General features: G+C 64.1%; 23 protein-coding genes. 9 read left to right on the plus strand and 14 right to left on the minus strand.

Going from position 1 to position 22,328, the window contains the following annotated elements:
- Positions 1-24: 24 nt before the first annotated feature.
- The 4 genes from ACV1FX_RS17975 to ACV1FX_RS17990 all read right to left on the minus strand — a co-directional run bounded on the left by ACV1FX_RS17975 (position 25) and on the right by ACV1FX_RS17990 (position 4,473).
- Positions 25-402, minus strand: a complete 378-nt coding sequence (locus ACV1FX_RS17975; RefSeq protein WP_473118878.1) for a DUF1850 domain-containing protein — start codon at positions 400-402, stop codon at positions 25-27.
- Positions 399-2,507, minus strand: a complete 2,109-nt coding sequence (locus ACV1FX_RS17980) for a TRAP transporter permease (RefSeq protein WP_473118879.1) — start codon at positions 2,505-2,507, stop codon at positions 399-401. Before ACV1FX_RS17980 ends, ACV1FX_RS17975 begins: the two co-directional genes overlap by 4 nt.
- Positions 2,508-2,653: 146 nt before the next feature.
- On the minus strand, positions 2,654-3,613 hold the full coding sequence (locus tag ACV1FX_RS17985) for a TAXI family TRAP transporter solute-binding subunit (RefSeq protein WP_473118880.1): 960 nt from the start codon (positions 3,611-3,613) through the stop codon (positions 2,654-2,656).
- Positions 3,614-3,996: 383 nt separating this feature from the next.
- Entirely contained in the window at positions 3,997-4,473 is a 477-nt protein-coding gene (locus ACV1FX_RS17990) for a hypothetical protein (protein WP_473118881.1), read from the minus strand.
- A gap of 224 nt (positions 4,474-4,697) precedes the next feature.
- On the opposite strand from ACV1FX_RS17990, the gene ACV1FX_RS17995 reads away from it, so the two are divergent.
- Positions 4,698-5,015, plus strand: coding sequence for a hypothetical protein (locus tag ACV1FX_RS17995; protein WP_473118882.1), 318 nt, complete (start codon positions 4,698-4,700; stop codon positions 5,013-5,015).
- A gap of 60 nt (positions 5,016-5,075) precedes the next feature.
- Here ACV1FX_RS17995 and ACV1FX_RS18000 read toward each other — a convergent pair whose 3' ends face one another.
- Positions 5,076-6,266, minus strand: a complete 1,191-nt coding sequence (locus tag ACV1FX_RS18000; RefSeq protein WP_473118883.1) for a hypothetical protein — start codon at positions 6,264-6,266, stop codon at positions 5,076-5,078.
- A gap of 59 nt (positions 6,267-6,325) precedes the next feature.
- Entirely contained in the window at positions 6,326-6,955 is a 630-nt protein-coding gene (locus ACV1FX_RS18005; protein ID WP_473119056.1) for an NUDIX hydrolase, read from the minus strand.
- Between the two features lie 71 nt (positions 6,956-7,026).
- Between ACV1FX_RS18005 and ACV1FX_RS18010 the strand changes: the two genes are divergently transcribed.
- The 3 genes from ACV1FX_RS18010 to ACV1FX_RS18020 all read left to right on the plus strand — a co-directional run bounded on the left by ACV1FX_RS18010 (position 7,027) and on the right by ACV1FX_RS18020 (position 9,683).
- On the plus strand, positions 7,027-7,452 hold the full coding sequence (locus tag ACV1FX_RS18010) for a PaaI family thioesterase (protein ID WP_473119057.1): 426 nt from the start codon (positions 7,027-7,029) through the stop codon (positions 7,450-7,452).
- 274 nt (positions 7,453-7,726) lie between these two features.
- Positions 7,727-8,737 carry an aldo/keto reductase gene (locus tag ACV1FX_RS18015; RefSeq protein WP_473118884.1) on the plus strand — a complete coding sequence of 337 codons (1,011 nt, stop codon included), beginning with the start codon at positions 7,727-7,729 and terminating at the stop codon, positions 8,735-8,737.
- A 367-nt stretch (positions 8,738-9,104) separates the two neighbouring features.
- Positions 9,105-9,683 (plus strand): hypothetical protein, encoded by a 579-nt coding sequence (locus tag ACV1FX_RS18020; RefSeq protein ID WP_473119058.1) that lies wholly within the window; start codon positions 9,105-9,107, stop codon positions 9,681-9,683.
- A gap of 91 nt (positions 9,684-9,774) precedes the next feature.
- Here ACV1FX_RS18020 and ACV1FX_RS18025 read toward each other — a convergent pair whose 3' ends face one another.
- Complete coding sequence (locus ACV1FX_RS18025; protein WP_473118885.1) at positions 9,775-10,140, minus strand: hypothetical protein; 366 nt, start codon at positions 10,138-10,140, stop codon at positions 9,775-9,777.
- A 289-nt stretch (positions 10,141-10,429) separates the two neighbouring features.
- Between ACV1FX_RS18025 and ACV1FX_RS18030 the strand changes: the two genes are divergently transcribed.
- Both ACV1FX_RS18030 and ACV1FX_RS18035 read left to right on the plus strand, forming a co-directional pair.
- A complete protein-coding gene (locus tag ACV1FX_RS18030) occupies positions 10,430-10,777 on the plus strand; it encodes a DUF3088 domain-containing protein (RefSeq protein WP_473119059.1) in 348 nt (115 codons plus the stop codon).
- Positions 10,778-10,902: 125 nt separating this feature from the next.
- Positions 10,903-11,184, plus strand: coding sequence for a hypothetical protein (locus tag ACV1FX_RS18035; RefSeq protein ID WP_473118886.1), 282 nt, complete (start codon positions 10,903-10,905; stop codon positions 11,182-11,184).
- A gap of 54 nt (positions 11,185-11,238) precedes the next feature.
- On the opposite strand, the gene ACV1FX_RS18040 is transcribed toward ACV1FX_RS18035, so the two are convergent.
- The gene (locus ACV1FX_RS18040; protein WP_473118887.1) at positions 11,239-11,673 is read right to left on the minus strand and encodes an EVE domain-containing protein; all 435 of its coding nucleotides are present in this window, start codon (positions 11,671-11,673) and stop codon (positions 11,239-11,241) included.
- Positions 11,674-11,959: 286 nt separating this feature from the next.
- Here ACV1FX_RS18040 and ACV1FX_RS18045 point away from each other — a divergent pair, with 286 nt between their 5' ends.
- The gene (locus tag ACV1FX_RS18045) at positions 11,960-14,092 is read left to right on the plus strand and encodes a methyl-accepting chemotaxis protein (protein ID WP_473118888.1); all 2,133 of its coding nucleotides are present in this window, start codon (positions 11,960-11,962) and stop codon (positions 14,090-14,092) included.
- A gap of 28 nt (positions 14,093-14,120) precedes the next feature.
- On the opposite strand, the gene ACV1FX_RS18050 is transcribed toward ACV1FX_RS18045, so the two are convergent.
- From ACV1FX_RS18050 to ACV1FX_RS18060, 3 genes are read right to left on the minus strand one after another with little or no spacing between them, the layout of a single operon-like run.
- Complete coding sequence (locus ACV1FX_RS18050; protein WP_473118889.1) at positions 14,121-15,401, minus strand: flavin monoamine oxidase family protein; 1,281 nt, start codon at positions 15,399-15,401, stop codon at positions 14,121-14,123.
- Positions 15,402-15,409: 8 nt separating this feature from the next.
- Positions 15,410-16,120: a dihydrofolate reductase family protein gene (locus ACV1FX_RS18055; RefSeq protein ID WP_473118890.1), complete on the minus strand. Its 711-nt coding sequence runs from the start codon at positions 16,118-16,120 to the stop codon at positions 15,410-15,412.
- A gap of 22 nt (positions 16,121-16,142) precedes the next feature.
- Positions 16,143-16,829, minus strand: coding sequence for an FABP family protein (locus tag ACV1FX_RS18060; protein WP_473118891.1), 687 nt, complete (start codon positions 16,827-16,829; stop codon positions 16,143-16,145).
- Positions 16,830-17,038: 209 nt separating this feature from the next.
- Here ACV1FX_RS18060 and ACV1FX_RS18065 point away from each other — a divergent pair, with 209 nt between their 5' ends.
- Both ACV1FX_RS18065 and ACV1FX_RS18070 read left to right on the plus strand, forming a co-directional pair.
- The gene (locus tag ACV1FX_RS18065; protein ID WP_473118892.1) at positions 17,039-17,509 is read left to right on the plus strand and encodes a PaaI family thioesterase; all 471 of its coding nucleotides are present in this window, start codon (positions 17,039-17,041) and stop codon (positions 17,507-17,509) included.
- A 141-nt stretch (positions 17,510-17,650) separates the two neighbouring features.
- Positions 17,651-20,776 (plus strand): multicopper oxidase family protein, encoded by a 3,126-nt coding sequence (locus tag ACV1FX_RS18070; RefSeq protein WP_473118893.1) that lies wholly within the window; start codon positions 17,651-17,653, stop codon positions 20,774-20,776.
- A gap of 77 nt (positions 20,777-20,853) precedes the next feature.
- Here ACV1FX_RS18070 and ACV1FX_RS18075 read toward each other — a convergent pair whose 3' ends face one another.
- From ACV1FX_RS18075 to ACV1FX_RS18085, 3 genes are all read right to left on the minus strand, one after another.
- Positions 20,854-21,252, minus strand: coding sequence for a nuclear transport factor 2 family protein (locus ACV1FX_RS18075; protein WP_473118894.1), 399 nt, complete (start codon positions 21,250-21,252; stop codon positions 20,854-20,856).
- Between the two features lie 153 nt (positions 21,253-21,405).
- Positions 21,406-21,732 (minus strand): hypothetical protein, encoded by a 327-nt coding sequence (locus tag ACV1FX_RS18080; protein ID WP_473118895.1) that lies wholly within the window; start codon positions 21,730-21,732, stop codon positions 21,406-21,408.
- Between the two features lies 1 nt (position 21,733).
- Complete coding sequence (locus ACV1FX_RS18085) at positions 21,734-22,168, minus strand: DUF3551 domain-containing protein (protein ID WP_473118896.1); 435 nt, start codon at positions 22,166-22,168, stop codon at positions 21,734-21,736.
- Positions 22,169-22,328 lie beyond the last annotated feature (160 nt).

Here is a 22,328-nt window from a genome sequence, read left to right on the forward strand (position 1 = left end):
CCGGATGAGCGAAGCGACATCCAGCTACGGATCGTTGCAGACTTTCATCGTGGTGACATTAGCACCGATCGGATGACCGATGATCTCGGACAACGTCCGGCACTTACCATCGTGGCACAGCCGCCACTCCCCCGCCGCGCCGGAATTGCCGAGCACGACCTCGCGCATCGGCGGACGCTTCGGCTGCCACTGAAACCAGCCGTCCACAAGCCTTGCCTCGGGCGGCGGCTCCATGCCGGCGCCGGAGCCTTTGACGCGCGCCTGCACGAGCTCGAGGCCCGCAGGCGTGACGCGCCAGTCTTCCTGCCAGTCGATCCTCTCGATCGAGTGCGTCCACGCGAGCGTGAAGGCCGCGAGCGCCAGCGCCTTCACGCCTGCCGCGGATGCGAGGCAGAGGCTCACACCGCCTCGATCGCAGCCGGCGGGCGCTGCCGCCACTGCCAGAGCACGATCGCTGCGGTCAGCACGAAGCCCGCCGTATCACTGAAGGCAAAATCGCCGAGCAGACAGAGCGCGGCGCCGAGCGCGACCGCACGTTCGAGCAAGCCGAGCCGGGTGAACAGGAAGCCGATCGCGACCATGCCGAACAGCGCAATCGCCACCAGCGCCTTGAAGGTCGCGAGCACGACTGCGCCGTAGAAGCCGAGCTTTGCGGCCATGGGGTCGCCCGCCTGGAGCATCAGGGCCGGCGAATAGACGAAGATGAAGGGAATGACGTAGCCCGCGAGCGCGATGCGCATCGCCTCCCAGCCGATCTTGTCCGGATTCTCCTTCGCGATCGGCGCCGCGGCGAGCGCGGCGAGCGCAACCGGCGGCGAGAGATCGGCCATGATGCCGTAATAGAACGCGAACATGTGACTCGCGATCAGGGGCACGCCGAGTTTTGCCAGCGCGGGCGCGGCGAGCGCAGCGGTGATGATGTAGGTCGGGATCGTGGGAATGCCGGTGCCGAGCAGGATCGACAGCAGCATCGTCATGATCAGTGCCAGAAACAGGCTCTTTTCGCCGAGCCCGATCACCCAGCCGCCGAAGATGGTGCCGACGCCGGTCTGCGACATCATGCCGATGATGACACCGACGATGGCGCAGGCCATGCCGACGGTGATGGCGGATTTCGCGCTCTCAGCCAGCGCGTCGCGACAGGCGCGCAAGGCGGCGAGCCCGCCGCGGACGAAGGCGGTGATCACGACCAGCCCGGCGACGACACATGAAACGGGCACGATCTGGAGGCCGTCGCGTGATAGCGCGGCAACGACGAGCGCGAGTCCGATCCAGAAGATGTATCGGACCGCCATGACCGATGCCCCCGCCGTGATGCTGGCCCCAAGGATCAGCGTCACCGTCAGTGCGAGACCCATGCTGCCGGCATAGAGCGGGGTAAAGCCTTCGAACAGCATGTAGACGAGCGCTGCGAGCGGCAGCACGAGATACCAGCGCGTCACCAGCGCCTTCCAGGCGCTCGGGATCTCTGCGCGCTTCATGCCGGTGAGGCCGTGCTTGCCGGCTTCCAGATGCACCATCCAGAACGCGGAAGCGAAATAGAGCACCGCAGGAATCGCGGCCGCTTTCACGATCTCGGAGTATTGCACGCCGAGCGTCTCCGCCATGATGAAGGCGACCGCGCCCATCACCGGCGGCATGATCTGCCCGCCCATCGATGCGGTGGCCTCGACGCCGGCGGCGAAGGCGCGGCGATAGCCGAACCTGATCATCAGGGGAATCGTGAACTGGCCGACGGTCACGACGTTGGCGACGCCCGAGCCCGAGATCGTGCCCATCATCCCCGAGGCGAACACCGCGACCTTGGCGGGGCCGCCGCGGGTGCGGCCGAACAGGCCGAGCGAGACGTCGGTGAAGAGCTGGATCATGCCGGCGCGCTCCAGGAACGAGCCGAACAGGATGAACAGGAAGATGTAGGTCGCCGAAACGTAGATCGGCACGCCGTAGAAGCCTTCAGTGCCGAAGGACAGATGCGTGACGATCTGGTCGAAATCATAGCCGCGATGGTTGAGCGGCGACGGCAGGTACTGGCCGAAGAACCAATACAGCAAACACGCGCCGCACATCAGCGGCAGCGCCGCGCCCATCAGCCGCCGCGTGCCCTCGAAGATCAGCACCGCGAGCAGCGTGCCGACGGCGAGATCGACCCGCGTCGGATCGCCGTCGCGCGCGATCAGATCGGCATAGAAGATCCATTGATAGAGACCGCAGAGGAAGCCGGCGCCGCCGATCAGCCAGCCGATCGCCCGGCCCACATCGCCTCTGGCGGTGAAGTTGCCGATCAGGCCGAAGGTGAGCAGCAGGAGGAAGCCGACATGGACGCCGCGCACCACCTGGCTCGGCAGATAGTTGAAGGCGGCGACGTAGAGCTGGAAGGCCGCAAACGCGATGCCGATCCAGTAGGCGAGATGCCCCCACCAGCCCGGTCCGAACCCTTCCGGAAAGCCATGCTCGAAATTGTCGAATTCGACCTTGATGGGCGCCTGTGCGCCCTCCGCCTGCAACATGCCCGTTTCCCCACGCCCTGATGGGGCGTTCTTACAGCATTCGCGCTGCGTCCTGAATACGTCATGCCCGGGCTCGCCCCGGGCATCCATCGAAAAACGACACTTTAGGATGGATGGCCGGGTCGAGCCCGGCCATGACGAGCGTGCTACTTGATCAGCCCCTTTTCCTTGTAATAGCGGATCGCGCCGGGGTGCAGCGGAACCGGGCTGCCGGTGGCGGCCGTCTCGAGCTTGATCTCCTTGCCGGCGACATGCGCGTTCGCAAGCTCGGGCAGCGACTCGTAGATCAGCTTGGTCATCTGATAGGCGAGATCATCCGAGACTGCCGAGCTCGTCACGAGATAGTTCACCACCGCCGCCGTGGGCACGTCCTTGTCCTGCCCGGTATAGGTGTTCGCGGGAATGACAGCCGAGATGAAGGGCGGGCCGATCTTCTCGACGGTCTCCTTCGGCACGGCAACCACAGTGATCGGGCTCGAGGTCGAGAGGTCCTTCAACGAGGCAACGCCAAGGCCGGCCGACTGCAGCGTCGCGTTGAGCTGGCGGTTCTTCATGAGGTCGACGGATTCGGCAAACGGCAGGTATTCCACCTTGCCCAGATCCTTGTAGCTCATGCCGGCGGCGGCCAGGATCGCGCGGGAGTTGAGCTCGGTGCCGGATTTCGGCGCGCCGACCGAAAGGCTCTTGCCCTTGAGGTCGGCGAGGGTCTTGATGCCGCTCTCGGCGGTCGCGACGATCTGGATGTAGTTCGGATAGATCGCGCCGATGGTGCGGAGCTTGTCGAGCTTGTTCTTGAAGCCCGCCTCCTCCTCACCGTCCCACGCAGCTTTGAGGGAATCGCCGAGCGTGAACGCCAGTTCGCCGCGGCCCTGCTGCAGGAGGATGAGATTCTCGACCGACGCCTTGGTGGCCTGCACCTGCGTCTTCACGTTCGGAATCTTGTCGCCGTAGATTTTTCCGATCGCGACCCCGAGCGGATAGTAGACGCCGGAGGTGCCGCCGGTCAGCACGTTGATGAACGATTGCGCCTGCGCACAAGAGACTGACACAGACACCGACGCCGCCAGAGCAAGAGCCGAGGCCGCGCCGATCAACTTCAATTTCATGATTTCTATCTCCCCAAACCGGCGGCGAAATTGGCCGGATGAGGGGAGCGGGTCAACCCATCCAAAAGACAAAACAGGGCTGCGCGAAACAGCCGTTTCGACGGAAATTTAAGGGAGACCAGGAGGGTGCGGCGACATGGCGCAGTAGATGTGAGCGAGCTTGCGTGAGGATCAATCACACGCGCCACGGGGCTCGGCGCAACCTCTTCCGCTTGCGGGAGAGGCATAGGCCGCCATCGGCGGCCGTCCTCTTAAGGAACGCCGAGGCGATGCCTCGGCTATGGCGAAGCGCCGGGTGAGGGCTTTCCGCACTTGGAGATTATCCCATTGCGAAGACACCCTCTCCCCAACCCTCCCCCGCAAGCGGGGAAGGGAGCGTCTCCTCACTGGAACGTCATGTCGAGGCACTTGGAGATGTCGGAGCCGAGACCGGAGGAGATGGTGATGCAGCCGCGCACCTTCTGCGCGGTCACGTCGGCGGCCCACACCGAATAGCCGCCGGGGCCGAAGAACGAGTTGGTATTCGGCGGCTCGGTCTCGGTCGCATCGAAATCGTAACGGCCGTCGGTCTCGAAGATGCGCGGCTTCTTGGTGCAGCCGCCGTCGGTCTGCACGTTGATCACTTCCTTGTTGTCGCGGGTCAGCGCCAGCGAGACCTGGCAACGGAAATATTCCGATGTCTTGGTGTTGAAGAGATAGGTGTAGGACTTGCAGGTCGCGGTATTCAGCTTTCCCGGGGCAAGGCCGCGGCTGCAGGAAATCCGCTGGTTGTGGCTGAGCTGGTAGTCATCGGCATGGGCGACGGATGCGAGCGTCACCAGCAACGCGGCCGACAAGCAAGTTTTTATGACATGGTTCATACGAATCATCCCTACCCAATCTCTTTGTCGAATTGCGTTCTAGACGGAAAGCGGAACATAGTCGCGAGGGGACGAGGGGAAAATCACAAACTGCTGGTCAGGATGTGATTGGGCACAACGACCCGCTGACGTGGTGCCTTACGATCGAGGCGTGCACTGACCGGCAAAACGACTGTTCGTGATTTGTTCGAAAAGGACAGCCAATGGTTATGGGGAGGATGAGAATGAGCGGATTTCCAACGAAGGCCTTGATGGCCGCGGCGATGCTTGGCGCGGCCGTCTTGGCGCTCGCCGCACCGGCTGTCGCGCAGAGCGCCGCAACGCCGTGGGAGCTGAAGCCCGACATGGGCTATGCCTATGACAAGGAAGGCAAGACCTTCTCCTACAAGATGGGCACCAGCAATGCCGGCGACCTCCTGAAGGGCGCCAAGAAAGTGCCGCGGGGCACGCTGTTCTTCATCGGCCAGAACGGCCAGCTCTACATGCGCACCGGCCAGTACCTCGAGGGCGACGGGCGGTTCAAGTTCGGCCCGGATCAGTAGACCCAAACTCGATGTCGTCCAGGGGCGGGCCAAGCGCGAGCCCGGGACGACGGCGTATCCCTAAAACGCCCCCGCCATCTCCCTTGCCCCGGCATTGTTGCTGTTGCTGTCCATCCGCGCATCCGTCACCGCCAGCAGCTTCGCCACCGTGTTGTGGCGGATTGCGACCGGGTTGCGCTCGTAGCCGCTGCGCTGGAAGAAGTTCGATGTCGGCACCTGCTCGCGCATGGCTTGCGGCATCGTCACCATGTCGAGGCCGGTGCCGTCGCCGGTGAGATTCATCATCTCGAGCTCGGCCGCGGTGAGCGGGCGGGTGTAGCCCTTGGCGCGCGCGAACAGGACCGAGGTCAGCAGCTTGTGGGTCTGCAGCATCGGCCCGACGTCGATGTCGAGCACCATCGCGTGCATCGCCCAACCCTGCGCGGTGTCGCCGATCTTCTCATGCTCCGACCAGGTGTCTGGCACCGACTTCGCCTGCGCGACCATCTTCTTCAACACGGCGAGCTTGTGCTCCAGCACCTTGCGTGCCGGGCCTGAGCTCTGCGCGGTCTTCTCGGAGAGCGCGCGGATCAACTCATGGCCCTGCTCGGCGAGCAGCTCGACGCTGTTGGTGGTCAAGAGCTGGTTGTAGCCGATCGCGGTCGAGATCGCGCGCTTGCCGCCATGTTCGATTCCCGCCTGCACATCGTGATTGCCGGTGCCGCCGGTCTCGAAGGAATAGACCCGCACCGCCTGCTCGCGTGTCAGTCCGAAGGCGAGCGCATAGCGGGCGTAGGCGCGCTTGAACTCGATCTCGGTCGCGGGCCGCTGCGGCGTGAACTGATAGAGATCCTGCGCCGCGCGCAAGAGATCGGCGACGACCGGGATCGGCTTGCGCGGGCGTCGCTCAGGCTCCTCGGTGGGCTCCGGATTCACCGGCCGCTTCGGCCCGGTATAGAGCGGCGGCTGCTCCAGCACGTAATCGTCGAGCGTGACCTGCTGCCCGCCGCGCCGCTTGGCGTTGCGGGTGCGGCGCTTCTCGGAGATCGCGCCCCAATAAGCACCGGCCTCCGCGTCGAAGGCGGCGCGCGCCTCCTGGTACTCCTGGAGGCGTCGGCGATATTCGAGGATGGCATCGGGCGAAGCCTGCGCCATCGCGTTGCTGACGGCCGGCGGCAGTACGGAGGAATCGCGCGCAGGCGCAGGCGATGCGAGCAAGGCGAGCGCGAACGGTGCAAGCGTCAGGGCGCGCCGAATCGATTGGTGATGCATGGTGCCCTTGTAGCAAGCACCGCATGACTGTCAGGTTAAATTGCCGTTTACTTCTAAGGTCATTTCCAGGCGAACACCGGCTGTTCCAGTTCGGCAACGCGGGTTGCGCGCCCCGCCAGCACTTCGCGGAACTGATAGATCAGTGCGGCGGTCGGGGCGTGGATCAAGCTGGCTTCGTGATGGAAGCGGATCACGCGCCGCGTGCTTTCGGGGATCGCAACGAAGTCGAAGGCGTCCTCGCGCTCGATCGTGTCAAGCGCGATGGGATGCACCGAGGCGACTTCGTCCGGGTTCGGGACGATCGGCGCGCTGGGGACGGCCCAGACCACGACGGGCGTGATCAGATAGCCGGAGCGGGTCGGGTAGTCGTCCAGAAGGCCGAGCACAGCGTCCGCGGCGAGCCTCAATCCGAGCTCCTCCTCAAGCTCGCGCAGCGCCGCCTCGACCGGCGTTTCGCCCGCATCGCAGCGCCCGCCGGGCAAGGCCCATTGCCCGCGATGCGTCCGCAGGTTCGATGCGCGCAAGGTGAGCAGCAGCGCCGTGTCGCGCTCCTCGCCTGCCGCCGCGAGCGCAATAGCAACCGCGGCGCGCTTCAGCGCCCGGGGATCGCCATCGTCGGGCAGGCGGGCGAACGCCGCGCACGCGCTGGCGATATTCCGCCGTGTGGCATCGTCGAATGGCCTCATGATGCTTGACTACACCAGGAGCGCGCTTGATGAAACGAGGCGCAGATGTTCTGCTTGCACAGACGGACCTAGACATGATCGACAAGGTCGCCGCAAGGCTCAAGCATGACGGCTGGACCGTTGTCGAAACCACCGGTTTCATGCACCTGATCGGTCCCCTGTGGGAGCGCCAGGTCGACGGCCAATATGAATACGCGCTGATCACGCAGGACAAGCATCACAACCGCCGCGGCATGGTGCAGGGCGGCGTGACCATGACCTTCGCCGACCGCACCTGCGGCATGACCGCGCGCTACGTCACCGGCAAGCAGTATATGGCGACGCTGCAGCTCGACACGCATTTCGTTGAAGCCGGAAAAATTGGCGACATCCTGATCTCGCGCCCGCGCGTGGTGCGCTCGACCCGCAGCCTGATTTTCATGAGCACCGAAGTCACCGTCGATGAGCGCTGCATCGTGATGGCGAATGGAGTGTTCAAGATCTTGAAGGGGCCGGAGTAGGCCCACGTACTCCACTGTCATTTCCCGCGAAAGCGGGGAATCCAGTACGCCGCGGCTTCTCCGTATCACGTCGCTGTCTCTGGAATACTGGATCGCCCGCCTTCGCGGGCGATGACTGAGAGAAGGCGGCTGCACTCCAACATCTCGTCATTGCGAGCGCAGCGAAGCAATCCAGAGTCTTACCGCGGCGGCATTGCTGGATTGCTTTGCTGCGCTCGCAATGAAGAAGCCGGGCGGCTATGCTGATGCCACAAGAAGCAGCAAGGACCGCCTCATGCAATACCGCCAGCTCGGCCGAAGTGGCCTGAAAGTTTCTCCGATCTGTCTGGGCACGATGATGTTCGGCGGCCCCACCAATGAAGCGGACTCCGCGAAGATCATCGCGAAGGCACGCGAGGCCGGCATCAACTTCATCGACACGGCGGATGCGTATTCCAAGGGCGGGTCGGAAGAGGTGGTCGGCCGCGCAATCGCCAACAACCGTCACGCCTGGGTGCTCGCCACAAAGCTTGCCAATCCCATGGGCGATGACCCCAACCGCGGCGGGCTGTCGCGCCGCTGGGTGTTGCAGGCAGCGGATGAAAGCCTGAAGCGCCTGGGCACCGATTTCATCGACATCTACTACCTGCACAAGGAAGACCATGCGACGCCGCTCGAGGAAACCGTGCGCGCTATCGGCGACCTGATCCGCGCGGGCAAGGTGCGCTATTTCGGTGTCTCGAACTATCGCGCCTGGCGCCTCGCCGAGATCTGCAACATCTGCGACCGGCTCGGCATCGACCGGCCGGTGGTGAGCCAGCCCTATTACAATGCGATGAACCGTATGCCGGAGGTCGAGCACTTCCCGGCCTGCGGCTATTACGGCCTCGGCATCGTCCCCTATAGCCCGCTGGCACGCGGCGTGCTGACAGGCAAATACCGTCCCGACGCGCCACCCGACAAGGAGACCCGCGCGGGCCGCAACGACACCCGCATGATGCAGACGGAATGGCGGCCCGAGTCGCTCAGGCTCGCGCAAGAGATCAAGCAGCACGCGGAGAAGAAGGGCATCACCGCCGGGCAGTTCGCGGTCGCCTGGGTGCTCAACTCTGACTTCGTCAGCTCTGTCATCGCCGGCCCCCGTACCGAGGAGCAGTGGGACGACTACATCCGCGCGCTCGACTATCGCTTCACCGCAGAGGACGAAGCGCTGATCGACGCCTTGGTGACGTCGGGCCATCCCTCGACTCCGGGCTACAACGACCCCGCCTATCCGATCGAGGGACGCCGCGTACGGACAACGTGAGGGATATGGAGCAAGGAACGGCGCTTACGCCGCGCCGAGCCGCTGCCGTCGGTCGCAATCGCCTTCGATGCGGCCGGCGACGCGGCTTGGGATGATTTTGGCCATGCGAAGCCTCCCCGTAGATTTCCGGAAAGACTGCGGAGGCCGGTAGCGGCGACAAGCTTTGCCACGAAAAAAACATGGCCCTGGCGGCAAGTGCCCGCCGGGACGGGGTTGAGGCGGTTTTTGCGAATCGCCGGCGGGTGGCGCGGTGGTATTCCAGACTGGCATGTGCTTGGCGCAACAAACGGGATCGCAACCAATTGGTGGTTCGATGGTTGATGCACGGAACTTTTCCGTTTCCGCCATGCGCCATGCGAGCCTCGTGATGCGCCGCTTCCGACCGGTTCTGGCCGCGAGCCTGATTGCTCTCGCAACTCCTTGTTTTGCCGGGTCTTCCACCCCAATCCGCGTCAACGACCAGGCGGAGCCGCGAAACTCCTTCATCGACCTTTTGGCGCTGATGTCGGGCCAGTGCAAAACCCTGCGGATCGCCGGGCGCGAGTTCGCCTGCAAAACGGTGGCCTACGCCCATGGTGACAAGGGCCGCGTCAATTTCGCGGTCGCGGTCGACGATCCCACCGACGACAGCCACGTCGTCTCGTTCTCCGGCGAGAACGGCAAACGCGCCGATGACAATTCCTATGAGCTGCCGATCGACCGCATGCTGCTCAATTCCAAGGACCGGCCCAAAGTCGACGGCCTGCCGGTGCCGGCCGAGCAGACATCCACCGGCATCTGCCGCCAGACCGGTAATTTCGCGGCAAAGCAGGTCTCGAACATCACCTGCACCGCGACCGACAGCGAAGGCCGCAGGTACGAGCTGCTGTTCGTCTCCGACGGCACGCCGGTGAGCGTACGCCGCGTCCGGCAAACCTCGCCGTCGATCCAGGATCCGTTCAAGTAACCTCTTCGCAAGTAACCTCTTCGCATGTCCCGCCCGACGCGGGAGGCGCAAATGCAGGTGATACCTGCAGCGCGTGCACGCATCGGGTCCGTCAACCCTTCACCTTGCAGGTGACGGGGCCGTTGTCGAGCATGAGCTGGTTGCCGCCGAGGTCGGTCACGATCTGTCCGGCATAGACGCCCTTGGCCTTGTCGCGCTGCGCCGAGATCACGACCCGGACGCGGCTCTTGTCCGACTCGTCCATGGCGACGACCAGCAGATTGTCGTCGCGGAAGCTGAACAACGTGACCTTTGACGGGTAGTCGAATTCGATCGGCGGCAGACCGCCCTGCTTCTTCGGTACCTCGAACGTCAACTCCTGGTCTTGCGGGTACGAGCAGGTGATCGACTTCGCGGCCGCGGCGCCCGCATGCAGGATGAACAAGGAGGCGATGAAAAGGACGGCAGCGCGCTTCATGACTGAACTCTTGACGTGAATCTTGTGCATCTGTCGCACAGGGCGGCTAACATGTTCAGTCGTTAACAGGTCATCGCGCGATATGCCTCCAAGCAGTCGCTTGTCATGCTCCCGCTTGACCGGGGCATCCAGTACGCCGCGGCTTATCCGTATCCCTGAACCGCCTCTGGAACACTGGATCGCCCGGTCAAGCCGGGCGATGACAGCGAGGGAATGCGTGCCATTTTCCATCAATCACCGACCTTCTTGTCGTAGTATCCCTCCGACTCGTCAGGATGACCTGATTCTCATGACACGCGACCGCCTGTTTCTGTTGCGCCCGGGCTTTGTCGATCCGGCCTTTCCGGGCCAAACTTTCTATTGCTGGCACTGCGCACTGATCGAAGGCGTGCTGGCCTCGTTTCCTGACCTCGCCAAGAATATCGACGTCGAGCGTATCGCGTGGCCGCGGCCGCGACAGGCCGTCATCGATCTCGCGGGCGAAGAGAATCAATGGCTACCGCTGCTTGTGCTCGCTGACGGCGTCACATCGCCGCATCAGACCGGCAGTCATCAGGGGCGCGCATTCATCGCCGACAAGGACAAGATCTTGGCCACGCTCACCGAGCGGCACGGCTTTCCGGATCCGCATCCGTGATGCCCTGAGATTCTTTGCGGCGATTCTGTGCCGGCAAAGCACTGATCAAGGCGGCACTTTGTCGCCGGAACGCGCAGGCGATCATTCCATTATTCCCTCATACATCAATTGGAGTGAGTGACGGAATGAAGAGCTTCATTGTGGCGATAGCTGTTGCTGCTGCTGCGCTCGCAGGTTCATCCACGGCAAACGCCGCCGGCAAGACCGCGGCAAAGCCGCACATGCAGGCAGGCCAATCGACCGACATCAGCGCGCAAGGCCGGCATCATCATTGGCACGGCCCGCGCCATCATCATTGGCGGCCCTATGGGCACTATCGCCCGTACTACCGCAGCTACGGCCATTATCCGCGGCCGCATGGCTATCACGGCAGGCCGCACGGCTATTACGGCAGCCACCGCTGGTGAGACGAAAAGCCCGCAGCAATGCGGGCTTTTTTGTTTGGAGTCTGCCTCGACGTATCAGACCGGCAGCAGCGGCCGGGCTGACATCGCCACGTGCCGGATCAGCTCCATGTCCTCGGCCAAAATCTCGAACAGGCCGAGACGCAGCTTGTAGCCCCAGTTCGGATTGTCGCGCGTGAAGGCGAGGCTTTCGAGCAATGGTCGGATCGGCACCTCGGCGGCGACACTCCACGTGACATCGCGGCGGAACGGGTGAAAGCCGCCGCCCATGTCGGCCTGGTAGGGCATGCCCGGCTTGACCGCGCCGATCGCGGTGAAGGCTTGCAGACGATCCTTGCCGCCAAACGTTTCGGTCGGTGAGTAATAGGCGACGTGATCGCCCGGCGTGATCCGACGCAGCGGCGCGCCCTTGCCGTGGCAGACCTGCATGAAGCCATGCGCACGACCGATCCGGACGTGCTGGGCCGAGGCGACGGCGATCCAGTGCTTCATGTGAGGTCCTCCGACAGATGCCCTCCCTTTAGCAGCAGGCCGTGTCAGATTCTGGCAGCAGTCATTCGGCATTCGGCCAAGCCGACACGGCGAGAATCAGGGCCGTCAGCCATCCCTGCCTCGCAGCCGTTTGAGCTGGCGCTTGCCGCGATCAGCAGCATCGCGTTCGGGCCGGCCGTAAGCATACTTAACGTGTTGGTTGCAATTACTTGAGTAGACTCATGGCGAGTGTCGGCCGCTGGCCGAGTCTATCGTGAAAAACGCCCGGATGAGTTTGGTCCAGCCGATGTCAGAGCTTGCTTCACCGTCAGAACCCTCATCCGCAAATCGCGCGAAGCGCGGCGTCAGCCTGCGATGGAAAATCCTGATTGGCAATCTGATTACGGGCCTCCTCGCCGTGGCCTTCGCCGTTACCGTCGCCTGGGATGGGTGGCGTGATCTGCGCAAGCGGGAAGCGGCCGCCCGCGCGCTCACCGCATTCGAACTGGTGATGAAGGCCAACAGCCTGATTCCGGCCGAGCGTACCGCCTGGTTTGCGGTGACGGGCCCGACGGTCGAGGCCGCCACGTCGGAAAAATTGTCGGCCTTGGACAAGGTTGTCGCCGGCACCGATGCCGCCATCAGCGCGGCCAAGAAGGCCGTTGGCGCGGCGGACCTTCCGGTCGCGTCGATTGAGGCCGCCGAGCTTGCCTTACAACAAACCCGCAGTGCTGGACGCCAGACGGCCATCATGGCCAAGGCGCAGCGCCCGCCCAACAGCCAGACGGCGATCGTGGATGGACTTGCGCGCGCCGTCGACTCCCTCAGCGCCGCGACAGGAGAAGTCCTGATCAATCTGTCGCGCACCGGCAGCGACATCGAAAATCTGTTGCCGTCGGCGCAGCTCGCGCAAAGCGCGCAGGCCATGCGCACGACCAACGGCGCGCGCACGGCGATCCTCGGCCTCTTCGTCCGCAATCAACCCTTGTCCGTCGCCCAGAATGTCGAGGTCACCGAATTGACCGGCCAGGTCGCGCTGCTCTGGCGCCAGATCGAGCAGGGCGTCAGCAATGCCGGCAGCCCGCCGGAGCTCGTTCGCTCGATCGATCAGGTGCGCGCCAAGCTCATGACTGAGGGCGAACCGCGGTTTCACGAGGTCTCTGCAGCGGCGCGCGAGGGCCGCCCCTCTCCGGCCAGTGAAGCCGAGTGGCCGAGCTGGATCGCCGGCACCCTGAACAGCGTGCTGAGTCTGCGCGACGCTGCCCTGGACTTTGCCCACAAAGCCAATGACGCCGCGATCGCGCAGGCGCAGATGCGGCTGAGCTGGGCTCTCGCGGCACTCTTCGTCGTGCTGGCCGCCTCGATCGCCGTGGTGCTCGTGGCGATGCGCCACGTAATCCGGCCGCTGGCGCGGTTGACCGGAGCGACGTTGCGGCTTGCCGGCCGCGAGCTCGACGTCGAAATCCCGGACGGACATCGCAGGGACGAGATCGGCACCATGGCGAACGCGCTGCAGATCTTCAAGGATGCGCTGATCTCGAAGAAGCTCGCGGACGAAGCCGCTGCACGCGAGGCCGAGGCGCAGATCGAGCGCGGCCGCCGGGCCGACGCCATTACGCGCGATTTCGAGGCCGTCATTGGCGAGATCGTCGGCACGGTGTCCTCCGCGGCGACCGAGCTCGAGGCTTCCGCCGGCACGCTGACGGCGACGGCCAACCGCTCGCAGAAGCTCACCACTGCGGTCGCGGCAGCCTCCGATGAAGCTTCCGTCAACGTGAACTCGGTGGCCACCGCCACCGAAGAGCTCACCTCGTCGGTAACCGAGATCAGCCGCCAGGTTCAGGAATCGGCGCGCAGGGCGAGCGAAGCGGTCCAGCAGGCCCACAACACCAACAAGCGCGTCGGAGAGTTGTCACTCGCGGCAAACCGGATCGGCGACGTCGTCGAGTTGATCAATTCGATCGCGAGCCAGACCAATCTCCTGGCGCTGAACGCGACCATCGAAGCCGCACGCGCCGGCGAAGCCGGCCGCGGCTTCGCGGTGGTCGCGGCGGAAGTGAAGGCGCTGGCGCAGCAAACGGCGAAGGCGACCGAGGAAATCCACCAGCAGATCATGGGTGTCCAGGCGGCGACGAAAGAATCGGTCGGCGCCATCGGGGAGATCAGCGCCACCATCGCGCAGCTTTCCGAAATCGCCTCGGCGATTGCCGCCGCCGTCGAAGAGCAAGGCGCGGCCACACAGGAGATCGCCCGCAACGTCCAGCAGGCGGCGCTCGGCACCGAGCAGGTATCCGTAAACATCGCCGACGTGCGCGACGGTGCGAACCAGACCGACTCGGCCTCCTCTCAGGTGCTGTCGGCCGCCCAGCTCCTGGCCCGCGACTCCAGCCGTCTCAAGCTCGAGGTCGGCAATTTCCTGGAATCGGTGCGCGCAGCCTAGGTTTGAAAGTCAGCATGCTCCAACCGGGCTAGCGACGCCCCTTCAGGACGACGGCAGCCGTCTCCCGCCCGCTCGCCAGAGCCGCCTCGACCGTGCCCATGTCGCGGCCGCGGTAGAGGGCTTCGCCGGAGAACAGCACCGCGGAGCCATCCGCGCCTGCAAGAATGCCTTGCGCCTTGCGGGTTTGCGGTGTCGCCCACGAGTAGGCGCCCCGCGCGAAGGGATCATGCGCCCAGTTGATGGCGCGGGCGGCGACAATGCCTCGCGCTAGACCATCCGAAGACAGGCCGAAAATGCCGGCAAGCGAATCGAGCCCGGCCTGAATCAGCTCCGGTTCGGTGAGGCCGGCAAGGCTTGTGGTCTGCGGGCCGCCGAACCAGCCGGTCAGCACCGCATGCTCCGCCGAATGCTGCGTCCACCACACCGGGATTTTTTCATCCGAGAGCAGAAAGGTCAGGTCGGCGAGATCAGCCTGCCGGTCTAGCCACCAGCGCCGCTCGAACCGCAGCAAAATCTTGATGACGTTGCCGAAGCCGATATCTGCTGCGGCCGCCACCTTCTCGCGCGCGAGGCCTGGCATCACGATCTCCCTCAGCAGCGGCAGCGGCACGGTAAGGACAGCAACATCGCCATGATGCAGCTCGCCCTTGCGGCAGTGAACGACGACGCCGCCAGCGTCATCCTCGATTTCGGACACGACAGAACCAAGATGGATGGCAACGCCAAGCGCACGACACTCCGCCTCGAGAAAATCGACAAGCGCGCCATAACCACCGACGGGACGCGCCTGCATATGCCGCCCGCCATCCATCCATTCGTCGCGCAGCGCCAGCGTGCTGGCGCGCTCGGGATCGGCGGCGTCGTAACCTTCGACCATCCGCTCGACGGACTGCCGCAGGGACTCATATTGCGGCCCCGCAAAATATCGGTGCAGGAAGTCGGCGACGGTCAGGTCGTCCTTCAATTCCTTCACCACCTGGTGAAGCTCGGCCTTGTGCGGATCGTGAGGCGCCTCGCGCGAGAGTTTTCCGCCCCCAAAGCTCCATTGCGTCCCTTCAATCACCTGGAGCGAAAGCCCGGCCTCGGCGAGCAGAGCGCGCGTGACCGGAGCCTCGCCATGGACGAACTCGGCGCCGCCGGCGGCTTCATATCCGAACTCGGCGGCGGCAAGCGGATTGATCCGCCCGCCGCAGCGGTCGCGCGCCTCCAGGATCGTCACGCGCCGGCCGGCTCGGGCGAGCTCGCGTGCGACCATCAGGCCGGCCGCGCCAGCGCCGACGGTGACAATGTGCCCTGACTCGTCCGACATGCCCTGCCTTATCGGCCTGCGGCGTTCGGCTCGTTCTGAAGGAGATAGCGCAGCAGCAGCACGCCATCGCCGAGCGGCTTCGTGCTCTCGAGCGTCATCGCGGTGACAGGCGCGCGCTGCTCGCTCTCGGCCTCGCCCGAATCGAACACGATCGGCGCGCCCCGGGCACCATCCACGGCCGGACAGAGGATCAGGTTCAACTCGTCGATGAGACCTGCGCGCAAGAATGCCCCGTTGGCGGCGCCGCCGCCCTCCACAAGCAGCCGCTTCACGCCGAGCTCGCGATTGAGGATTTGAAGCGTGAGCGAAAGATCGATCTCCGACTTGCCGGCGAAGATGTAGGACACGCCCTCACTGCGGAGGCCCGCCAGATGTGCGTCCGGCACGCGCTCGGTCAGCACCACCACGATCGGATCGCCGCCGATGTCCGAGCGGCCCCAGCCGATCTTGCCGTGCGCATCGAGCACGACGCCGTAGGCTTTCGCGTCGCGGCGCGCGAACCAGTTTTCGCGCGGAAACGTCGCATTCGTTGTGGTGGGATACGGCTTGCCCTTGGCGAACTCCGAGCCGGTGACGCGGCCGATCAGCCAGGCATCGCCGCCGAGTTCGTCATGGATCCGCTCGAACCAGTCCGCGCCCGCTTCCTTCGGACGCCAGCGGCTGTGATGCACGCGACCATCGACGCTGGAGGCCATCAGGCAGATGACGTAGGGCTTCATGCGATTCTCCGTATCCGCTTTGTCAGGCCGCCGTTCCGCCGCCCTTGGCGCGATCCTTGGCCCGATCCTTCGCCCGATCGTTCAGGATCACCGCAAGGGGATTGAGTTTTGGCGGGGCGACCAGCTTGAGCGTGTTGGTGTCGTGATGATCGAACGGCGCTCCTCTGACAAAGAGCTTGGTCTGGATGAGATAGGTCCAGCTTCCATCATCGTTGAAAGCGATCTCGCATCGATAACTGTCGGTGCGGAAGGCTTGTTCCAGGAAGTCGGTCGAGCAGATCCCGTAAGCCGTCTCGCCGCGCTTCGCCGTGACCGAGATCTTCCTGTCATCCGCTCCGGCCTTCCCCGACGCAAGCAGCACCTGTCCACGCGGAATCGCCACCGTCTGCATGATCAGCCCGGTCGCCGGCTCCCACAGCCAGTAGCCCACCTGGTCGTGGAAGGTGATGTCCTCCTCGGGCGTGTTGATGTGGATGTGATAGCGCAGCCCATAGAACAGCTGCGGCCCGTTGGCCTGCGGATCGATCGGGTCCATCCGGATATGCTCGATGAAGGTTCGCCGTTCCGGGCCGTCGGCCTTCGGGTTGATATCGATGCCCTTGTTGGCCTGCCACACACCGGCGAGACGGCGCAGCGGCCCGAGATTGGCGAGGGCGTCCGGGGAGACGTCCTCGGGTTCGGTGAAGATGTCGGCGGGGATGGGGAGCATGGCGGACCTCGTGGTGCTGCAGGGCAACAGCAATAGCATGAGGATATGTGCGTGGCTTCAACGCGTCCTTCACAAGCGCGAGTGGTCGAGGGCCTCACCCGGAGCAAAAAACCAGCGCGGCCAGCGAGTCAGGTTTCGGGTGGCTTGCGCTGATACCTTGCGATTGGATGTCGTCAGCACAGCCATTGCCGAGAGGACTCACAGTAGACATGACAGACAGGACCTACGGGACGGTCTGTCCCGAGCGACTAAAGGAAATGAGCGGGCTGGAGTTCGTCAAGGGCCTCACCAGCGGCGCGCTTCCCCTGAACACGATCGCGCAGACCTTGGGCTACGACGTGGCGGAGGCCGAAAGCGGTCGCGTCACCATCACGCTCGATCCGACAGGCGCACACCTCAATCCATGGGGGACGGTGCATGGTGGTCTCACCGCGACGCTCCTCGATAGCTGCATGGGCCTCGCCATCCAGTCGATGCTCGAAAGAGGCGTTGGCAGCACGACGCTGGAGTTCAAGATCTCGCTTGTCCGAGCCATCACGCTGGAGACCGGCCGGATCAGGGCCGAGGGCAGAGTCCTGAATTGCGGCCGTCGTGTCGGGACGGCAGAAGGCCGCGTGACCGACACCACGGGCCGATTGCTCGCGCATGGCACGACGACCTGCCTGATTTTCCCAAGCTGACGTTCGGGGGCCTTGCCTGTCCTGAAGCTTGATTGGCACGGTCTGCCGCATCGGCCGCCCATGGACATCCTCGACGTCCGCGCGACGAAACCAACGAATCTATGGTAGCTCGTTGCGGGCAAGGAATATCAGGGGAATCGGATGCATTGCGCCTTCTGCAGGATCGCTCGGGCGATCCTGGCCACTATCTCGATCATGTTTTTCGGCGTCGGCACGGCGCTCTCGCAAACCGCCAGCTATTCGCCGCCCGCCTACAAGGAGCCCGTCACCCTGGCCAGCGAGAACGGCGTGCTCGAAGTCACGCTCACCGCGCAGCAGGGCGAGATCGCGCTCGACACCGCAGCGGCCCCGGTCAGGGACGCGCTCCTATTCGGCTATCGCCTGGTCCGCGGCAAGGCGTCAAACGGCGAGACCGCTGCAAAGGGTCTCTATCCGGCACCGACGCTGCAGGTCTTCCCCGGCGAGCGGCTCGTCATCCATCTCGAGAATGCGCTGTCCGGACTCACGATCCGCGACTTCTACGACCCGCGATACACTCTGGCCGGCGGCGAAGTCCCGACCTATCCCGAGCAGCTCGCGGGCTCGCCACTCAATCTCCACACCCACGGGCTGCATGTCAGCCCGAAGGGGAACGCCGACAACGTCCTCATCCACATGCCGGTCGGCACCTCGAGCACCTATGTGTACGACATCCCCACCAACCAGCCGCAAGGAGCCTATTGGTACCATCCGCATCTCCACACGCTGACGACGGCGCATGTGTATGCAGGACTCGCCGGCCTGCTTGCGATCGGACGGACCGACGGCAATCTGCCGGTCGTCACGCAGAAGGCGATCCCGATCCGCAACATGATGCTTCAATACAATTTCGTATTGGATCGCCGGGGACCGAAGCCGCAGCTCAACAATCCCAACTGGCCGCAATTCGTCAGCACCCTCACCCCGCCCGCCCCAGGGGCGCTGGCGAACGGGACCTATCGTCCGATTCTAGCGCCGGTGAATTTCACCGCAGCCGCGCCAGGCTCCCGCTTTGCGACCGTATGGTATGCGGGCCCGCTCTCGATCCAGAATATGCGCGGGCGCTTCCAGTTCATCCCGAACAATCTCCAGACATTTACGGCCAGCAGCGGGCGGGCGGATGACGTGGCGGCCGATCCGTCGCTTCCCGACCATCTCCGCGACATCCAGTTCACGGTGAACGGCCAATTCCAGCCAACGCTGCGAAGCAAGCCGGGACAGACCGAGATCTGGGTTCTCGCGAATGTGAGCGACATGGCCTATATGAGCGTCCACCTGACCGAGACGGCGACCGGGCGCCATCCGAAGATCGCCATCGTGGGACAGGACGGCAATCCCAGTCCCGCGGTCCGCTACCCCGTCGAGGAGAACGGAACGCGCCTCGTCATCCCGCCGGCCTCGCGCTTCGCGATTGCGGTCACGATGCCTGATAGCGGCGACCTGATTCTGGAAATGCCGGAGCGAGGCGCAGGCGCGCGAGCCGAAAATGCGCCGGGCATCCTCTACACCAGCAACGGCACGGAGAACCCGCCTGCAGTGCTCGGCACGCTGAGCGTGCTGCCGTCCGCGGTCAGCTATTATGACGGCTTCTTTCTGTTTCCGACCCAGGTCCTGGCGCGGGCCGTGACCGGAGGGGACCGAGGAGAGACCACGGCCTTCTCCGAAGGCCAGCCGCTCGGTGCCTTCACGCCATTCGAAGATCTCTCCGCGGCCACGCCCGACCTTACACGCCATATTCTGATCAATGGCGGCTTTCTCAACGATCTCGCGAGCACGCATGATCCCAAGACTTTCATCTACGCTTTCGACAGCGGCGCGTTTCCAAACGTCCCCCTGATCCAGCCCCGCCTGAACTCGATGGAAGAATGGGTGTTTCGCAACGAGAACAATGACGAGCATCCTATCCACGTGCATGTGAACGATTTCCAGATCACTGGCATCTCCGATCCCACCACGGGGCTGAAGGTCGGATCAGTGATGCAGGGCATCGACAATGCCAATGTGCCGGTCCCCAATCTCGGGCCGGAGGAGTCCGTGATCCAGCCCGGCACGCTGTCGATCAGGACCCGCTTCAAGGACTACGCCGGCCTCTTCGTCATGCACTGCCATCGCCTCAATCACGAGGACAATGGTCTCATGGCGCTGGTCAACGTCATCCCGGCCGTGTCGTCCTATGCCGTGGCGGTCCCGGGCAGCCGCGGTCGTCCGGCCACGGTCAGGGTCCTGGACGGCGACAGACTGCTCGCGACAGTCACGCCGTTTCCGGCATTCGAAGGCTCTTTGAGCGTCGCGATGGGCGACGTCGACGACGATGGCGTCTACGATCTGGTCGTCGGCGCCGGCGCCGGCCACGCACCGGAGATCGCCGTGTTCTCGGGCGCGGCGAAAAATGGCGCCGCCCCGTTCGCGACACAGCTCGCACGCTTCAACGCGTTCAGCGCCGGCGCAAGGAACGGCGTGAGTGTTGCGGTCGCGAAGATCGACGGCATCACCACCGGCGACAACATCATCGTCGGCTCTGGCCCCGGCAATCCGAGCGAGGTCAAGGTGTTCAGCTCCGCGCTGCCGGTCCTCGGCACCGCGCCAAGCGTGTTCTCGTCCTTCACCCCCTATCCCGGGGATCAATCCGGCGTGACCCTCAGCGCAGGCTTCGTCGATTTCACCACGGGCCGCCAGAGCATCGTCACCGCGCCCGGACCGGGCGCGCCGTCCACCGTGAAGGTCTTCGCGTTCCCGCTGCTCGAGCCGATCGGTCACGGATCCGGCGATCATCACCATGGCTCTGCCGGCAGCGGGCAGCCGGTGACAACGACGGAATTCTCACCTTTCGGCAACGCCCATCGGGGTGGCGTCACGCTTGCCACCGGCTGGCTCGCCGGCGTGCTCGGCGGCGCCGAGCGCATCGTCGTCGGCCAGCGTGACGGCGGCGTGGTCAAGATCTTCTCCAGCGGGTCGGCGCTCGATGGCGGGCCCTCGATGTATCTTCACAGCGCCGCTGCGCATCCTCATGCCGGCTTTACCGAGATGGCCTCCTTCACTCCCTTCGGCGAGGGCGCCCGCGGCGTGAGCGTTGCGACGACGAGCACGACGGAAGGGGCGGACCTCCTGGTCAGCCCATTGGCGTCGAGCAGCAGTGCCACTATTCGCCGTTTCGGCCTCGAGCGCCCCGACAAGACCGCGAAGTCGCTGACAACCGTCCTCAGAGCCGAGATCCCCGTGGAGGGGCCGGTCACTCTCGGCGGCGATTGAGGCTATCAGCGGCCTGTTGTCGCAAGAAGCGGACAAACTGGAAGGGCGCCAATCGGCGCCCTCCGATCTTGCACATGTCAGGACATGGCGGCGACTTCCGCGGCCGTGTCGTAATATTCCTGGAAGTACACCAGCTTTCCCTGGCTGTACTTCATCACATGGGCCCATTCGTTCTTGCTGACCTTGCCCGTCTTCTTCATCCGCCCGGAAGACGTGCCCAGGACCACGACGGTATCGCCCTGCTCGATCATTTCGCGCGGCGCAAACTCGCTGAAGTCAATGTTCTCCGCGACCTTCGTGAAGAAGCCGGCAATCTCCTGCTTTCCCTTGTAACGGCCGGCCCAAGGCAATTTGTCCCTGGGGCCGGGCGTTATCCAGGTGCAACCGCCATCGATAACCTCATTCAAGAGGGTCGGAATGTCGCCCTGCTGGAAGAGCTCGTAACCCTTTTTCGCGATCTCGAGATTGGATGTCATGAACCTGCTCCCTGAAAATGGAATGCGTTCGGTTGCTTGATGAAATTCCAAAATCGGCCGGCTCTCTCACATTCGTAAGCTCACCTCCTCTCCATCACAGAAACACACCGCAACGGCGGTCAACCTGATGGACGCCCCGCGTCCACCCGAACCTCACATTCCGCGCGCAAGCATGATCGCGCCGGAGACCATGAGAACCAGGCCGGCCCTGCAGCCAACAGGATGACGCCGGATGGTGGGCGCCGCACTCGGCACCATCATCGCGATCATCATCACCCACCACCTGACGAACAGGAGCGCGGCATAAACCGACGTCCCTGGCACCGGCTCAATGTTCGGCATCTCGGCCATCATCTCGACATCCATGCCGGCGCCGCCGGCCAGATACGTCCACGCCAGCGCCGTCACCGCGATCAGTCCGACCGCAACGCCCGGGCGATCACGACGCGGGCCGGCTGCTAGCGACCCGCTGCTTCGCACTTTACATCTGCCGTCTCACACTTTCGAGAAATCGTTGTTTCTCGCCCGGCGCGTAACCTTGGGAAGCTCCGTAATACGGTTCATTGTATTGATTGTACGGCGCAGTCCGGTAGTGGATCGGTGGCTCAGGTGGCGCGTACGATCTGGTCACGGCGCGCGCTGGCGATCGTGATCCGACTTGGCGAGAATAACGCCGATTGTTCCCGCGCACAGGCGCCGTCGCACCAGCGTAATATGGGTTGAGGATGCACATCTGACCGTTGGCCGACGCCCTGCATTGGTCCATCGTCGTGTAGCTGCATCTATAGTAGGGGGTGGCTCCGAAAGAGACGACATTCAAGCAAACGGGAAAAGCCGGATCATATCTTTGAGCCCGGGCCTGCCCTGCTGTTAAGACGATACCCATCGTCAAAAGCGTCAAAGCCAATGTGCGCATTGGAACTTCCTCCAAGTCGGCACAACACCCCTGCACTCAGAACGTTGGCAGTATTGATCCAAGTCAACGCTCACGGAATAGGTTCATGCGCGTGCAGTGAGAGGCGGCCCGGGCGAACAACGCTGGCCGTTGTCCTGTAGTCCTGCGCTCCGTACGACAT

This window comes from Bradyrhizobium ingae (assembly GCF_055791185.1).

Bases quoted from the DNA above. Each gene is read 5' to 3' on its own strand.
- ACV1FX_RS17980 (WP_473118879.1), bottom strand. From the start codon at position 2,507: ATGTTGCAGGCGGAGGGCGCACAGGCGCCCATCAAGGTCGAATTCGAC.
- ACV1FX_RS17985 (WP_473118880.1), bottom strand. From the start codon at position 3,613: ATGAAATTGAAGTTGATCGGCGCGGCCTCGGCTCTTGCTCTGGCGGCG.
- ACV1FX_RS17990 (WP_473118881.1), bottom strand. From the start codon at position 4,473: ATGAACCATGTCATAAAAACTTGCTTGTCGGCCGCGTTGCTGGTGACG.
- ACV1FX_RS17995 (WP_473118882.1), top strand. From the start codon at position 4,698: ATGAGCGGATTTCCAACGAAGGCCTTGATGGCCGCGGCGATGCTTGGC.
- ACV1FX_RS18000 (WP_473118883.1), bottom strand. From the start codon at position 6,266: ATGCATCACCAATCGATTCGGCGCGCCCTGACGCTTGCACCGTTCGCG.
- ACV1FX_RS18010 (WP_473119057.1), top strand. From the start codon at position 7,027: ATGATCGACAAGGTCGCCGCAAGGCTCAAGCATGACGGCTGGACCGTT.
- ACV1FX_RS18015 (WP_473118884.1), top strand. From the start codon at position 7,727: ATGCAATACCGCCAGCTCGGCCGAAGTGGCCTGAAAGTTTCTCCGATC.
- ACV1FX_RS18020 (WP_473119058.1), top strand. From the start codon at position 9,105: ATGCGCCGCTTCCGACCGGTTCTGGCCGCGAGCCTGATTGCTCTCGCA.
- ACV1FX_RS18025 (WP_473118885.1), bottom strand. From the start codon at position 10,140: ATGAAGCGCGCTGCCGTCCTTTTCATCGCCTCCTTGTTCATCCTGCAT.
- ACV1FX_RS18030 (WP_473119059.1), top strand. From the start codon at position 10,430: ATGACACGCGACCGCCTGTTTCTGTTGCGCCCGGGCTTTGTCGATCCG.
- ACV1FX_RS18035 (WP_473118886.1), top strand. From the start codon at position 10,903: ATGAAGAGCTTCATTGTGGCGATAGCTGTTGCTGCTGCTGCGCTCGCA.
- ACV1FX_RS18040 (WP_473118887.1), bottom strand. From the start codon at position 11,673: ATGAAGCACTGGATCGCCGTCGCCTCGGCCCAGCACGTCCGGATCGGT.
- ACV1FX_RS18045 (WP_473118888.1), top strand. From the start codon at position 11,960: ATGTCAGAGCTTGCTTCACCGTCAGAACCCTCATCCGCAAATCGCGCG.
- ACV1FX_RS18050 (WP_473118889.1), bottom strand. From the start codon at position 15,401: ATGTCGGACGAGTCAGGGCACATTGTCACCGTCGGCGCTGGCGCGGCC.
- ACV1FX_RS18055 (WP_473118890.1), bottom strand. From the start codon at position 16,120: ATGAAGCCCTACGTCATCTGCCTGATGGCCTCCAGCGTCGATGGTCGC.
- ACV1FX_RS18060 (WP_473118891.1), bottom strand. From the start codon at position 16,829: ATGCTCCCCATCCCCGCCGACATCTTCACCGAACCCGAGGACGTCTCC.
- ACV1FX_RS18065 (WP_473118892.1), top strand. From the start codon at position 17,039: ATGACAGACAGGACCTACGGGACGGTCTGTCCCGAGCGACTAAAGGAA.
- ACV1FX_RS18070 (WP_473118893.1), top strand. From the start codon at position 17,651: ATGCATTGCGCCTTCTGCAGGATCGCTCGGGCGATCCTGGCCACTATC.
- ACV1FX_RS18075 (WP_473118894.1), bottom strand. From the start codon at position 21,252: ATGACATCCAATCTCGAGATCGCGAAAAAGGGTTACGAGCTCTTCCAG.
- ACV1FX_RS18085 (WP_473118896.1), bottom strand. From the start codon at position 22,168: ATGCGCACATTGGCTTTGACGCTTTTGACGATGGGTATCGTCTTAACA.